14 protein-coding genes and 3 tRNA genes are annotated in these 13,045 nt (G+C 49.7%); 8 read left to right on the forward strand and 9 right to left on the reverse strand.

The annotated features are described in order from the left end of the window. Nucleotides 1-23 precede the first annotated feature (23 nt). The 5 genes from urtE to urtA form a co-directional block, all read right to left on the reverse strand. Complete coding sequence (gene urtE / locus gpAD87_RS19430; protein ID WP_064640000.1) at nt 24-719, reverse strand: urea ABC transporter ATP-binding subunit UrtE; 696 nt, start codon at nt 717-719, stop codon at nt 24-26. Then, the gene (gene urtD, locus gpAD87_RS19435) at nt 697-1,506 is read right to left on the reverse strand and encodes an urea ABC transporter ATP-binding protein UrtD (RefSeq protein ID WP_064640001.1); all 810 of its coding nucleotides are present in this window, start codon (nt 1,504-1,506) and stop codon (nt 697-699) included. The genes urtE and urtD overlap by 23 nt, the downstream gene beginning before the upstream one ends. Further along, nucleotides 1,469-2,563, reverse strand: a complete 1,095-nt coding sequence (gene urtC / locus gpAD87_RS19440) for an urea ABC transporter permease subunit UrtC (RefSeq protein WP_064640003.1) — start codon at nt 2,561-2,563, stop codon at nt 1,469-1,471. Before urtC ends, urtD begins: the two co-directional genes overlap by 38 nt. Before the next feature lie 18 nt (nt 2,564-2,581). Next, a complete protein-coding gene (gene urtB / locus gpAD87_RS19445; RefSeq protein WP_064640005.1) occupies nt 2,582-3,487 on the reverse strand; it encodes an urea ABC transporter permease subunit UrtB in 906 nt (301 codons plus the stop codon). Between the two features lie 149 nt (nt 3,488-3,636). Then, the gene (gene urtA / locus gpAD87_RS19450) at nt 3,637-4,887 is read right to left on the reverse strand and encodes an urea ABC transporter substrate-binding protein (protein WP_064640007.1); all 1,251 of its coding nucleotides are present in this window, start codon (nt 4,885-4,887) and stop codon (nt 3,637-3,639) included. 260 nt (nt 4,888-5,147) lie between these two features. Here urtA and gpAD87_RS19455 point away from each other — a divergent pair, with 260 nt between their 5' ends. From gpAD87_RS19455 to gpAD87_RS19480, 6 genes are read left to right on the forward strand one after another with little or no spacing between them, the layout of a single operon-like run. Further along, complete coding sequence (locus gpAD87_RS19455; RefSeq protein WP_063564430.1) at nt 5,148-5,450, forward strand: urease subunit gamma; 303 nt, start codon at nt 5,148-5,150, stop codon at nt 5,448-5,450. A gap of 18 nt (nt 5,451-5,468) precedes the next feature. Next, nucleotides 5,469-5,858: an urease subunit beta gene (locus gpAD87_RS19460; RefSeq protein ID WP_063564431.1), complete on the forward strand. Its 390-nt coding sequence runs from the start codon at nt 5,469-5,471 to the stop codon at nt 5,856-5,858. Then, nucleotides 5,855-7,573 carry an urease subunit alpha gene (ureC, locus tag gpAD87_RS19465; RefSeq protein WP_064640008.1) on the forward strand — a complete coding sequence of 573 codons (1,719 nt, stop codon included), beginning with the start codon at nt 5,855-5,857 and terminating at the stop codon, nt 7,571-7,573. The genes gpAD87_RS19460 and ureC overlap by 4 nt, the downstream gene beginning before the upstream one ends. Before the next feature lie 18 nt (nt 7,574-7,591). After that, nucleotides 7,592-8,287, forward strand: coding sequence for an urease accessory protein UreF (locus gpAD87_RS19470; protein ID WP_082935184.1), 696 nt, complete (start codon nt 7,592-7,594; stop codon nt 8,285-8,287). Nucleotides 8,288-8,320: 33 nt separating this feature from the next. Further along, the gene (gene ureG, locus gpAD87_RS19475; protein WP_053781689.1) at nt 8,321-9,043 is read left to right on the forward strand and encodes an urease accessory protein UreG; all 723 of its coding nucleotides are present in this window, start codon (nt 8,321-8,323) and stop codon (nt 9,041-9,043) included. After that, nucleotides 9,015-9,920 (forward strand): urease accessory protein UreD, encoded by a 906-nt coding sequence (locus gpAD87_RS19480; protein ID WP_197521441.1) that lies wholly within the window; start codon nt 9,015-9,017, stop codon nt 9,918-9,920. The genes ureG and gpAD87_RS19480 overlap by 29 nt, the downstream gene beginning before the upstream one ends. 168 nt (nt 9,921-10,088) lie before the next feature. On the opposite strand, the gene gpAD87_RS19485 is transcribed toward gpAD87_RS19480, so the two are convergent. The 4 genes from gpAD87_RS19485 to gpAD87_RS19500 all read right to left on the reverse strand — a co-directional run bounded on the left by gpAD87_RS19485 (nt 10,089) and on the right by gpAD87_RS19500 (nt 11,032). Continuing rightward, the gene (locus gpAD87_RS19485; protein WP_063564435.1) at nt 10,089-10,505 is read right to left on the reverse strand and encodes a helix-turn-helix domain-containing protein; all 417 of its coding nucleotides are present in this window, start codon (nt 10,503-10,505) and stop codon (nt 10,089-10,091) included. Between the two features lie 172 nt (nt 10,506-10,677). Continuing rightward, a tRNA-Leu gene (locus gpAD87_RS19490) sits at nt 10,678-10,760 on the reverse strand. 17 nt (nt 10,761-10,777) lie between these two features. Continuing rightward, nucleotides 10,778-10,853 (reverse strand) — tRNA-Lys (locus gpAD87_RS19495). Between the two features lie 107 nt (nt 10,854-10,960). After that, nucleotides 10,961-11,032: transfer RNA gene (locus tag gpAD87_RS19500), tRNA-Glu, on the reverse strand. Between the two features lie 307 nt (nt 11,033-11,339). Between gpAD87_RS19500 and gpAD87_RS19505 the strand changes: the two genes are divergently transcribed. After that, nucleotides 11,340-12,116, forward strand: coding sequence for a DeoR/GlpR family DNA-binding transcription regulator (locus gpAD87_RS19505; protein WP_064640012.1), 777 nt, complete (start codon nt 11,340-11,342; stop codon nt 12,114-12,116). A 3-nt stretch (nt 12,117-12,119) separates the two neighbouring features. After that, complete coding sequence (locus gpAD87_RS19510) at nt 12,120-13,016, forward strand: Cof-type HAD-IIB family hydrolase (RefSeq protein ID WP_063564437.1); 897 nt, start codon at nt 12,120-12,122, stop codon at nt 13,014-13,016. The last annotated feature ends 29 nt before the right edge of the window (nt 13,017-13,045 follow it).

Below are 13,045 nucleotides of genomic sequence, written 5' to 3' on the forward strand. Positions count from 1 at the left end.
TCATCCTACGCCATGAACCTTAGCTACACAGACAGATGGTGCTCAAACTGCGACATATCCAGCTCTCGCGGTGCTCCTTGCAGTGCAATTGCCCCTTTGTCCATTACATAGATATAATCTGCAGCACCGCGTACAAAATCAATGCTTTGCTCCACCAGCAAGATGGAGATCTCACCCTTTTCCTTAATTTGCAAAATGACCTGCCGGATGTCCTCTACGATGGAAGGCTGGATACCTTCTGTCGGTTCATCCAGAAGCAATAATCCCGGCCGGGCAGCCAGCGCGCGGGCAAATGCCAACTGCTGTTGCTGCCCACCACTTAGATCACCACCCTGTCGACCATACATCGTGGCAAGCACCGGAAACATCGCCAGCACATCCTCTGGGAACGTCTTTACACTCGCTGCACTTGTCTCCAGACCCAGCAGCAGATTTTCCTTTACTGTTAGCTGCGGGAAGATTTCTCGCCCCTGCGGCACATATCCAATCCCCGACCTGGCCCGTTTGGCCGGATCGTGGGTGGATAATTCCTGACCTTTCCACTGAATACTTCCTTTGCGCGTTTTAAGAAGCCCCATCAACGTCTTCATCAAGGTGGTTTTCCCTACACCATTACGCCCCATCAGGCATACCACCTGACCAGGCTCAACATCCAGATTTACACCGCGCAGCACGTTGCTCTCCCCGTAGCCGGACTCAATTCGTTGCAGCGACAGCATGGTCATCCCTCCTTTTGCCCAGATACACTTCAGCCACTCTCGGATCTTCCTGCACTTCCGCCATCGTACCTTCCTTTAGAAGCTTGCCTTCATGCATCACTGTCACTTTGGCTGCATACTCACGAACAAACTCCATATCATGCTCCACTACCACAACAGACCTTTCTCGCGCAATCTCTTGCAGTAGGCGGCCCGTCTTGTGTGTTTCCTCGTCCGTCATCCCCGCTGCCGGTTCATCCAGCAGCAATACACGGGGTTCCTGCAGGAGCAGCATGCCAATCTCAAGCCACTGCTTTTCCCCATGTGATAGCGCCCCTGCACGTGCGTCCACACGGTCCTGCAGACCAATCTGGAGCGTAATCCGCTCCATGGCCGGACTTATTTTTGAATACCGTTGAATACCCAGAGCCTGTAAAGGAGAACGACGATTCTCCGCAGCCAGCATCAGGTTCTCCTGCACGGTCAGACCAGCAAAGATGGACGGAGCCTGGAACTTGCGCCCTACCCCTTTTCGAACAATCTGGTGCTCCTTCAGACGTGTCAGATCCGTACCATCCGCCATCTTCACTGTACCGGACAAGGGTTTGGTTTTGCCGCAAATCACATCCAGCATCGTTGTTTTCCCCGCACCATTGGGGCCGATCAGAAAATGCAGATCATGTTCATGCAGCTTCAGATTCATACCTTTGACCGCAACAAAACCGCCAAATGCCACCGTAATTTCCTCGGCGACCAGGACTACCGGAACGTCAGTAGACTTTTGGTTTTTCCTGATTGACTGGAACATGCACAACCTCTCCTCTCCGTTTCAGCAAGCGCACCACATGACGATATACACCAACAAGTCCATTCGGCATGAACAAGACCACTGTTACAAAGAGCCCACCAATGACAAACAACCAACCTTCCGGATAAGCTTCACTGATGCCCGTTTTGGCTGCGTTCAGTACCACAGCTCCGATTACCGCACCAATCAGCGTCCCACGCCCGCCCAAGGCAACCCATAATACCATTTCAATTGATGGCACGATCCCCATCATGGAAGGTGAGATGATCCCTACCTGGAGCACAAATAACATACCTGCGATTCCCGCCAACGCTCCGGAAAGGGCGAAAGCCAGCGTCTTGAACCCTGCCGGGTCATAGCCAAGAAAGCGAACCCGATTCTCCCCATCCCGCGCAGCTTCAAGCACCTGACCAAACCTGCTGTTCACAACCCGGCGACAAAGCAGGTAGGCGAGCACCAGAACGGCAAGCGTTATATAGTAGAGAGCAATCGTTGTCCCTGCCGAATGAACGGTAAAACCAAAGATGGCGTTATACCCCGTTATACCGTTGGTCCCTCCCGTCCATTCCTGTTTGCCCACAAATAACGTTACGGTAATGAGGACTAACGCTTGGGTCAGGATTGTAAAATACACACCGGTGATTCGGTTACGGAACGTGAACCACCCCAGGGCAAAGGCCAGCAATGCCGGAAGGGCAATGCCCAGCAATAGCGCCACTGGGAATGACCTGAACGGCTCCCAGAACCACGGCAGACCACTAAGACCACTCCATCCCATAAAGTCTGGAAGTGTTGTACCGCTGGCTTGCAGCTTCAGATACATCGCCATGGCGTACCCACCAAGTCCGAAGAATACACCATGGCCCAGACTAAGCACCCCTCCATATCCCCAGATCAAATCCAGACCGATCGCCAGAATGGCCAGTGCCAGGAATTTCGCCAATAGACTAAGCCGGAATTCCGTGGAAATGAGTGGAGCCAGACACATCATGATCAGGACAACCGCCCAGATGATCTTCATTTTCAGACTACCCGTCTTGAGAAGTGCCGACATCATATAACCCCCTTCTTCGCATTAATCCAGACTCCGAGTCCGTATGGCAACGAGCCCACGCGGCTTCCATTGCAGAAAAGCTACTATACAGACAAATACCAGCACCTTACCGATAGAGGCTGAGGTATACGTTTCGAATAACGTATTGAACATGCCAATTCCAAGCGCACCACACACTGTTCCCACCAGTTTCCCCACACCGCCCAGTACAACCACCATGAACGCATCCACGATATAATACGTCCCCAGCGAAGGGCCAATCGGGCCAATGAGTGTCAATGCACATCCAGCGATGCCGGCAATGCCCGAACCAATCGCAAAGGTCATGCCATCCACCCGCCTGGTGGAAATCCCGAGACAGCCCGCCATGCTTCGATTCTGCATCACGGCCCTCATCCGTCTCCCGGAAGAAGTCCGATAGATGTACAGATACATGCACAGCAGAACAACAGAAACCAGCGCGATAATGAAAAGACGTTTATACGGAAACACAATACCGTCCGCGATGGTCAGACCTCCGTTGAGCCAAGCCGGACTGGATACCCCTACATTTGGCGCCCCAAATATCGTTCGGGCCAATTGTTGCAGCATCATACCTACGCCCCATGTAGCAAGCAGACTGTCGAGCGGCCTCCCATACAGATGCCTGATCAGCACCACTTCCAGCAACCAGCCTATAAGAGCCGTCACACCAAAGGCGATAGGCAGAGCCACAATAAAGTAGACATCGAACCACGCTTGCGGAGCATACGAAATGAACAGGTTTTGCGTCACATATGTAGCGTAAGCGCCGATCATGATCAATTCACCATGAGCCATGTTAATGACATTCATCAATCCAAATGTAACTGCGAGTCCCAATGCAATCAGCAGCAAGATGGAGCTGATGCTTAACCCATTGAACATTTGCAGGACAAACATATCCATCGCCTTTCCCTCCTCATGCTGTGAACATCTGAAATTTTATACAAGACATCAATTTACGTTTCGCATCAACGCTTTACCGTGATGTTGTAAGAGGGTGTGTTGTCTCACCCTCGTCTGTTATTCAGCAGTTCTGACGTGAGATGCCCATGCTATTTGGTACTAAGGGAAGCGCCCCAATCGTACGTTTTCAGATACGGATCAGGTTTGACGGGTGCTCCGGAGTTCCACAATTCCTTGAACTGTCCATCTTCCTGCACTTCACCAATCCGCACCGTTTTGTAGATATGCTGGTTCTCTCCATCCACCGTCACTTTTCCTTCAGGCGCATCGAATTCCAGACCTTTGGCTGCCTCCTTCACTTTTTCAACATCAGTTGATCCGGCTTTTTCCACGGCTGCTTTCCACAGATAAACGGCCACATATCCCGCTTCAATCGGATCGGCCGTCACCCGGTCAGCTCCATATTTTTCTTTATATTTCTCTACAAATGTTTTATTTTCAGGTGTATCTGTCGTTTGATAATAGTTCCACGAAGCCAAATGCCCTTTCAGCACATCCGCACCAATCCCCCGAATTTCTTCCTCCGCCACACTCACTGACAGAGTTGTCAACTGTTCCGAAGAGATCCCGGCATCCTTTAATTGTTTGAAAAAGGCGACATTGCTGTCTCCATTCAGCGTGTTGTATACAATATCCGGCTTGGCAGCCTTGATTTTGCTGATAATCGTACTGTAATCCGTATGTCCCAGCGGTGTATATTCTTCGCCTACGACTTCGCCACCCTCAGCTGCAAGCTGAGCTTTGATGACCTGATTGGCCGTTTTTGGGAAAACATAATCGGAACCAAGCAGATAAAACTTCTTGCCCCTGTTCTCCAGCAACCAGGTTACGGATGGAACGATCTGCTGATTCGTTGTGGCTCCTGTATAAAAAATGTTGGGGGACGATTCCAATCCTTCATATTGCACCGGGTAAAACAACAGACCCTTGTTCTGTTCAAACACTGGCAGCATCGCTTTCCTACTCGCAGAGGTCCATCCACCGAATACAGCGGCTACTTTATCCTGCTGCAGCAACTTTCCAGCCTTCTCCGCAAATGTAGGCCAATCGGAAGCACCGTCCTCGACCACAGGCTCGATCTGTTTACCCAGAACTCCGCCCGCTGCATTGATCTCTTCAATGGCAAGCATCTCCGCATCCTTAACCGACACTTCACTGATTGCCATCGTTCCACTTAGGGAGTGAAGAACACCTACCTTAATCGGTTCTCCGGACGAAGTTGATTCTCCCGCCCCACCAGAGCCCGATGCTTCCGGCGGCGTTCCACCCTCCACACATCCTGTCAACGCAATGACTGCACCGAGCAAAACACTCCATAACTTGACCGTCCTCTTCTTCAATAGCCTACACTCCCTTTTTTTAGTCTATTGACGAACATTAAGGTCATATATGTCCGAAATGTTCGTTGATCCAAATTATGGAGGGTCACACTCACCGTGTCAATAATGCTTACACAATTTTATTTTATGCATACTCATTTCATGCATGCTGCTAATATAATTGGAACCATATTGACAAAGGGTCCACCCTGTGTGAGTATATTTAACATATAACATGATCCATGACGACATAGACTATCTAAGGGAAAGGTCGGATTACCTTGCACTGGACTGAGCAGGAAAAAGAAAAACTCCTGATTACCGTGGCTGCTAACCTCGCCCGCGAACGCAGAGGACGTGGACTTAAACTGAATGTTCCTGAAGCTATCGCATTGTTGACCTCCGAACTCATGGAACGTGCACGCGATGGGATGAGTGTTGCAGAGTTGATGAGATACGGCGGCACGATCCTGACACGCGAAGACTGCATGGAAGGTGTATCCGATATGATTCCTGAGGTACAGGTGGAAGCCACTTTTCCTGACGGAACAAAACTGGTCACTGTCCACGAACCTATACGCTGAGAAAGGCAGGAGAACTCCATGATCCCAGGTGAATATCGCTTAAAACAGGATGATGAGATCGTCTGTCATCCCGATCGCTTAACCGTGCGTCTGATTGTACTGAACCGCGGCGACCGTCCGGTTCAGGTCGGTTCTCACGTTCACTTCTATGAAGTCAATGCTGCGCTGGACTTTGATCGCCTTTCCGCTTTTGGGCACCGCCTGCATATTCCGGCAGGCACCGCTGTTCGTTTTGAACCTGGTGAAGAAAAACCGGTCGAACTCACCACATTTGGTGGCAAACGTCAGATTTATGGATTTAACGGATTAACCGAAGGATCGGCAGATCAGCCACCTGATCCACAGAAACTAGAAACATTTCTGAAGACATTTGCACCCCCTATGCAGGACGGAGGGGACCCTTTATGAAACGAATGAGCCGCGAACAATACGCGTCCATGTTCGGGCCTACAACCGGGGATGCCGTCAGATTGGCGGATACGGAACTATGGGCGGAGATTGAGCATGATTACGCTGTCTATGGGGATGAAAGCAAATTCGGTGGCGGTAAGGTTATTCGTGACGGGATGGGTCAGTCCACATCTGCCCTTCGCAGTGATGGCACACCTGATACCGTCATTACCAACGCCGTCATCATCGATCATTGGGGGATTGTAAAAGCGGACATCGGTATTCGCGATGGCCTCATCTGCGCAATCGGCAAATCCGGCAACCCGGATACGATGGATGGAGTCGATCCCGCGCTGGTTATTGGCGCATCGACCGAAATCATTGCCGGAGAAGGCATGATTGTGACCGCTGGAGGCATTGATACCCATATTCATTTTATTTGTCCACAACAGATTCAAACGGCATTATCTTCAGGAGTAACAACCATGATCGGCGGCGGTACAGGACCTGCAACTGGCACCAAAGCCACCACCTGTACACCCGGAGCCTGGCACATTCACCGGATGCTCGAGTCCGCAGAGGCATTTCCCATGAATATCGGTTATCTAGGTAAAGGCAATAGTTCCAGCACCGCTCCATTAATTGAACAGATTGAAGCCGGTGTCATTGGACTGAAGCTGCATGAAGATTGGGGCACAACGCCAAGCGCTATCGATGCCTGTCTGACCGCAGCCGGAGAACACGATGTTCAAGTAGCCATTCATACCGATACGCTGAACGAGACCGGATTTCTCGAAAATACACTGGCGGCCATTAACGGACGCACAATCCACACCTATCATACGGAAGGTGCTGGCGGCGGACACGCGCCGGATATTATTCGCGCTGCCGGAGAGTCTTACGTCATCCCCTCTTCAACCAACCCAACACGTCCTTACACACGCAATACCGTAGAAGAACATCTCGATATGCTGATGGTTTGTCACCATCTGGACCCGTCCATCCCTGAAGACGTTGCTTTTGCTGATTCGCGGATTCGTCCCGAAACGATCGCGGCCGAAGACATTTTGCATGATCTTGGCGTATTCAGCATCATCAGTTCCGATTCGCAAGCGATGGGCCGGGTTGGCGAAGTCATTATTCGTACCTGGCAAACCGCCGACAAGATGAAAAAGCAGCGAGGCAAGCTCGAACTGACCTCAGGCTCCCCGTCCGATAACGATCGGATCAAAAGGTATGTCGCCAAATATACGATCAATCCAGCTATCGCTCACGGCATAGGCCATCTCGTCGGTTCCGTGGAGGTTGGCAAGTTGGCAGACCTGATCGTTTGGAACCCGGCTTATTTTGGTGTTAAACCCGAGATGGTCATTAAGGGCGGCATGATCACCTTCGCCCAGATGGGTGACCCCAACGCATCGATCCCTACGCCGCAGCCCGTATTCGGCAGACCGATGTTCGGTGCTTACGGCGGTGCACTTACCAAAGGGTCGATCACTTTTGTCTCTCAAGCCGCAGCAGATGCAGGAATCAAGGAGGAGCTAGGTTTGAACAAGCGTGTGGAACCCGTCAAAGGCTGCCGATCAGTGAGCAAAAAGGATATGATCCATAACGATGTCACACCCGTCATTGAAGTTGATCCCGAAACCTATGAGGTACGGGCTGATGGCGAGCTTCTCACCTGTGAGCCCGCAGACGAATTACCGATGGCACAACGCTATTTCATGTTTTGACAAAGGGGGCCACGCATAATGATGCACAGCGGCACGAAGTTACTCCGTTATGTTCAACTGCTGGATTCGGCCCTGCCCATTGGCGGGTTCTCCCACTCGTTCGGTCTGGAGGCATACACTCATGACGGCAGGATACGGACCACCGCCCAGCTTGAACAATTCATTCGCGGCCAGCTTCATTCCAGCCTCGTACGACTCGATGGTCTTGCCATCAAGGGTGTCTACCAAGCCATTGAGCAACAGGATGCCGCCCTTCTAGCCCTTTACGACAAACGTGTACACGCCCAGCGAACCCCCAGGGAACTACGGGAAAGTGGGCACAAGATGGGTAAGCGATTACTCAAACTCGCGAGATCACTATATCCGTGGATGGACTTTTCTCTAATCGATGAAGCCGTACAGGAACACGGTGCATTTTGCGGCATTACAACCATTCAAGGCTACATCAATTATCAGCTGGAAATTGGACTGGACGAAGCCGTCACCGGACATCTGTACACCTCAGTTAATGCTTATGTAAATAGCGCTCTGCGTCTTCTGCCCATCGGGCAAACCGAAGCACAGATGCTTATCCAAAAACTTTTGAATGATATTGATTCTGAATGGTCTCAAATTCGGGATAACGACCCGGAAGACATGCACAGCTTCGGTATTGCCCAGGAAATCTATGCTATGCGGCACGAGAGCCTGCCAGCCCGTCTGTTTATGTCCTAACTACATTAATTCAAAACCAAGGAGGAATTTGTTATGTGTGGAGGAGCTAATCATACGCATCATGCGGAGTGGGAACGTAAGGTATTTGATCGGAGTCGCCCGATGCGAATCGGAATCGGTGGGCCGGTAGGTTCAGGAAAAACGGCCTTAGTAGAGAAGCTGTCCAAGGCATTGCGTACACGCTACAGCCTGGCCGTTATTACCAATGATATTTACACAAAGGAAGATGCCGAGATTTTGCTGCGTCAGAATGCACTCGCACCGGAACGTATTATCGGTGTAGAGACAGGAGGCTGCCCACATACCGCTATTCGCGAGGATGCTTCAATGAATTTTGAAGCCGTTGATGAGTTGATTGAACGCTTCCCGGACTTGCAACTGATCTTTATCGAAAGCGGCGGCGACAATCTCTCTGCTGCATTCAGCCCTGAACTGGCGGACGTATTCATTTACATTATTGATGTGGCTCAAGGGGAAAAACTGCCTCGCAAAGGCGGTCCAGGTATTACACGTTCTGACCTGCTACTGATTAATAAGACCGACCTCGCCCCTTATGTTGGCGCAAGTCTGCAAGTGATGAAGGATGATACTGAACGGGTACGCGAAGGACGGCCTTATGTGATGTCGAACCTGATGAGTGGTGAAGGGGTATCCGAAATCGTCCATTGGCTTGAACATCAATATATGGATGACGATGCTTCCGCTGCGCATCTGCATACCCACACTCATGAGCACGGAACGACTCACAGCCACTAATCCTTCTTCCTCTTCACATGGAGTTGAACATGGACCGAACCGCAGTACCGGAGAGGCCGTGATACGCCGCAGCGAGCTTCGGGCCACTTTCGCCCTCCAAGGCGGGCGCACCGTCATGACCGATCGGTATTATAGCGCCCCTCTGCGTTTCAGTCGATCCTTTCGACCTCCGGGTGGCGGAGATGAATTATGTGTATACACCTCAGACGTCTCTCCAGGCGTGCTGAACGGTGATCATTATCGATCCGAATGGCAATTGGGCCAGAATACTCACTTAATGCTAAGCAGTACATCAGCCACGAGGCTTCATCCAACACCTACTGTTCCGTCATCTGTGAACCATCACTTTCGGCTGGAGCAACGAGCGGTGCTGGAGTACTTCCCTGAATGCGTTATCCCGTTTAAAGGCAGCTCATCATCACTCACCACGACCTTTGAGCTGGGTGAACAAGCAATACTTGCGTATGCGGATATCTGGTCCGCTGGACGGATTCATCGGGGAGAAGTCTTTCAGTTCAAGCGATATCGCAGTCTGACAGAAATCTGGCAAGGGAAGCAATTGGCCGTATGGGATCGCTTCGGGCTCGAACCAGAGTCGGACGATCCAAAATCATCCGCAGCGTTGTTAAACTACACCCATACTGCAGCTTTATGGATGATTGCCCCTGGATTGGGCGCAGCACAGTTGGAGTCCGTACGGTCCATTCTTCCCCCAGATGGTCGCATGCTTGCCGGGGCTAGTTTGCTCGCTACAGGCGGGATTGGTGTTCGTTTGCTCGGAATGGCTGCTTGGGAACTTCAGGAGCAATGCCTTCAGATCTGGAACACCCTTCGCTCCGATCTTTTGGGCAAACCTAGCCTCACATTCCGCAAGTAAAGGCTATACATCTATCAGACTAACAACTTTCGGAATCGCATGTTCATGTTGCAACGAGTTTCAAAGAAAAAAACCTCTGGACCACTCTCCGACGGGTTTTGGATGTGTTCAGAGGTTTTTTTATATACGCAGATAATCCAGTCAAGTCGTAGCTTCCACTAACTTGTACTACAACAGATCGTCTCCTTTGGGCTTATCTTCTCCCTTGTAACGAAAGTCGCCTGAATCTCTGCTTTCCTTGGATTTGCGATAACGGGTAAATTCAATATATTCACTGATAAAAGACTGTTCCACAGTCGATAATTCGCTTTCTTGGCAATTCAATTGCCGCAACACGTCAAAAAAATAATCCTCCCGTTTTTCCCGTACCATCGCCTCCTTGGATGGACGCCCAATCATGAGCCAATCAAGGCTCACATCAAAAAACGAAGCAATCTCAATTAGTTTATTCGTACTCGGAATAGATTTACCGCGTTTCCAGTCACCCAGATTGCCCGTGCTGATCTTCAGCTGTTGGCAGAAAGCCTTCTTGGTCATTCCTCGTTCGGCAATCAGGTGTTCAATTCGCTCATAGATCGACTGCATACAGAACCGCCTTCCAACCGTAATAATCAATACATGTACCTAAATTATACCACAACCTTCCTGAATCCTCAGCCTTTTAATCCCAGGAATACGTTCCGGTATTTCTCATAACACAAAGATAGACTCCCATGAATAATCATGAGAGTCTATCTTATAACGTTTGTTGCTGTGATGCGGTCGAGAGGACTCGAACCTCCACGGGTATACACCCACTACCCCCTCAAGATAGCGTGTCTGCCATTCCACCACGACCGCATATTCAATTGTAAAAATGGTGAGCCATGAAGGGCTCGAACCTTCGACACCCTGATTAAAAGTCAGGTGCTCTACCAACTGAGCTAATGGCTCTTGCTGTAACTTCACCGGATGTGCCATGCGTAACTCTTTTGTTTAGGAGCTATGACTTTTTGAGGATTCCTCATAAGGATTGTACATCCCTGAGGGGGTGAAGATAATGACCCGTAGGGGATTCGAACCCCTGTTACCTCCGTGAAAGGGAGGTGTCTTAACCCCTTGACCAACGGGCCTTGTAAACAAGTTGTCTTTCTTGGCGACAAGAATGAGTATATCATAGGCCAACTTAAATGTGCAACACTTTTTTTCAAACTTTTTTATGCACTCCTTTTCACCCCTTCTTCATGAGGTCAAGAGCATGCTCACGCCTGATTTCTCTTTCACATATTTATCACCGTAATCATCGTAATTTGTAAAATTAGCATCAAAAAACTTAAATACACTTACATTCACTTATAATATTGCAAATATCATTATTATTACTTATAATTAACCTATCAGTTATATACACGGTCAGCTACGTATAAGGAGGCGGCACGTTTGTTTCAGGAAGAACGAATGCAGCTGATTATTGAACATTTGCGTAAACACAATCGCATCTCGGCTGATGATATTGTATCCCTCTTTGACGTATCCCGGGACACAGCACGAAGGGATCTGATCAAGCTCGAAGAACAGGATGCCATTATCCGAACGCGCGGAGGTGCAATTCTCCCCATTCCACCAGATGAGCACCGATCCTATAAAGATCGTTTGCTCCACATTTCCGATGAAAAAAGAGCTATTGGCAAGCTAGCCGCTGCTATCGTCCGCCAAGGCGAACACATTATTCTGGATTCTTCCACTACAGTGCAGACTTGTGCCGAAAATCTAAATGGCAAGTCCTGTACTGTCATCACCAATTCCATTTATTCAGCTGATCTTCTCTCCAATCATACTGCTGTCGAGATTCGTTTGCTGGGCGGCAAAGTCGATAAGGAGCAACGTTATGTCTATGGTACTTCAGTGATTGAAACTCTTTCCCATTATTATGTAGACAAAGCCTTTATCGGCATTGGCGGAATTACGATGGATGGCTTCAGTGCCTCTGAAGAAGAAGGAAAGATCAAGCACAAAATGATGCAGGCTGCAAAACAGGTTATTGTACTCGCTGACCATTCCAAGTTTGATAAGCGTTATGGTTATCGTTTTGCGGACTGGTCACTCGTTGATATGTTAATTACAGATCAATGGCCTTCCCAAGATTGGCGGACTTTTCTAGCCGAGCAACAAGTCGAGATTCTCATTCCTGAACCTACAATTGAAAAGGAGTTGTAACATATGAAATTATTTGCTACCGATTTAGATGGAACCCTATTGAACAGAGATAGTCAGATCAGCCCGGAAAACGCAGCTGCAATCCATAAGGCGCAACAAGAAGGATTGAAGATTACGATTGCTACAGGTCGGGTCTATTCCGACGTATTAACTATAAGCAGCGAAGGCGGAATTAACACACCAGTCATCGGCTCCAACGGAGCTACCATCCACGATGCCAACGGTGAACGCCTATTCCATCTTCCACTTGAGCGTGAAACGGCCGCATCCGTCATGCAGTGGCTGGAGGATCATCATTGCTACTACGAGGCCTCCACACAACAGGGTATTTACGCTCCTATAAGCAGCCACGAGGCGATGCTCGCTGAGATGGATCGCATCCTGGGTTCGAGTCCTGGGGAGGATATTGAACGCCTTATTCGAGCTGTTAAGAAGCACTATGACAAGAAAGACTATCACCGCGTAAACTCCCATCAGGAAATCCCTTCCGAAGCTTACATTTACAATATTATGGCCTTTTCAATGGATCCGGCTCAATTGCAGCAGGGACGCGAATACTTTGCTTCTCGCTCCGATGTAGCCATGGTGGTGTCCTCTGAACACAACTTTGAAATGCAGCATCCTGATGTATCCAAAGGTAACGCCTTAAGCAAACTGGCAGCTCATCTGAACATTTCCATGGAAGATACAGCAGCCATTGGTGATAACTTCAACGATGTATCCATGCTGAAAATGGCAGGACTCGGTATTGCCATGGGCAATGCTGAACCGGAGATTAAGGCGCTTGCCAAGGCTATCTCTTTGACCAATGTGGAGCATGGTGTCGCACATGCCATTCAGTGTGTTCTTGAAGGCAAGCCCGTTTCCCGGCCGGAGACCGTCGTTGAAGGCGGTCAGTAATCGATTGTCGTGATAGCTCGGCATTGCGC

The sequence above is a fragment of the Paenibacillus sp. AD87 genome, assembly GCF_001659845.1.
GTDB lineage: Bacteria > Bacillota > Bacilli > Paenibacillales > Paenibacillaceae > Paenibacillus > Paenibacillus marchantiae.

What these genes read in the sequence shown, in the direction of transcription:
- ureC (WP_064640008.1), top strand. Translation starts at nt 5,855, where the DNA reads ATGAAACGAATGAGCCGCGAACAATACGCGTCCATGTTCGGGCCTACA.
- urtB (WP_064640005.1), bottom strand. Translation starts at nt 3,487, where the DNA reads ATGGATATGTTTGTCCTGCAAATGTTCAATGGGTTAAGCATCAGCTCC.
- gpAD87_RS19470 (WP_082935184.1), top strand. Translation starts at nt 7,592, where the DNA reads ATGATGCACAGCGGCACGAAGTTACTCCGTTATGTTCAACTGCTGGAT.
- ureG (WP_053781689.1), top strand. Translation starts at nt 8,321, where the DNA reads ATGTGTGGAGGAGCTAATCATACGCATCATGCGGAGTGGGAACGTAAG.
- gpAD87_RS19460 (WP_063564431.1), top strand. Translation starts at nt 5,469, where the DNA reads ATGATCCCAGGTGAATATCGCTTAAAACAGGATGATGAGATCGTCTGT.
- gpAD87_RS19480 (WP_197521441.1), top strand. Translation starts at nt 9,015, where the DNA reads ATGAGCACGGAACGACTCACAGCCACTAATCCTTCTTCCTCTTCACAT.
- urtC (WP_064640003.1), bottom strand. Translation starts at nt 2,563, where the DNA reads ATGATGTCGGCACTTCTCAAGACGGGTAGTCTGAAAATGAAGATCATC.
- urtE (WP_064640000.1), bottom strand. Translation starts at nt 719, where the DNA reads ATGCTGTCGCTGCAACGAATTGAGTCCGGCTACGGGGAGAGCAACGTG.
- urtD (WP_064640001.1), bottom strand. Translation starts at nt 1,506, where the DNA reads ATGTTCCAGTCAATCAGGAAAAACCAAAAGTCTACTGACGTTCCGGTA.
- gpAD87_RS19485 (WP_063564435.1), bottom strand. Translation starts at nt 10,505, where the DNA reads ATGCAGTCGATCTATGAGCGAATTGAACACCTGATTGCCGAACGAGGA.
- gpAD87_RS19510 (WP_063564437.1), top strand. Translation starts at nt 12,120, where the DNA reads ATGAAATTATTTGCTACCGATTTAGATGGAACCCTATTGAACAGAGAT.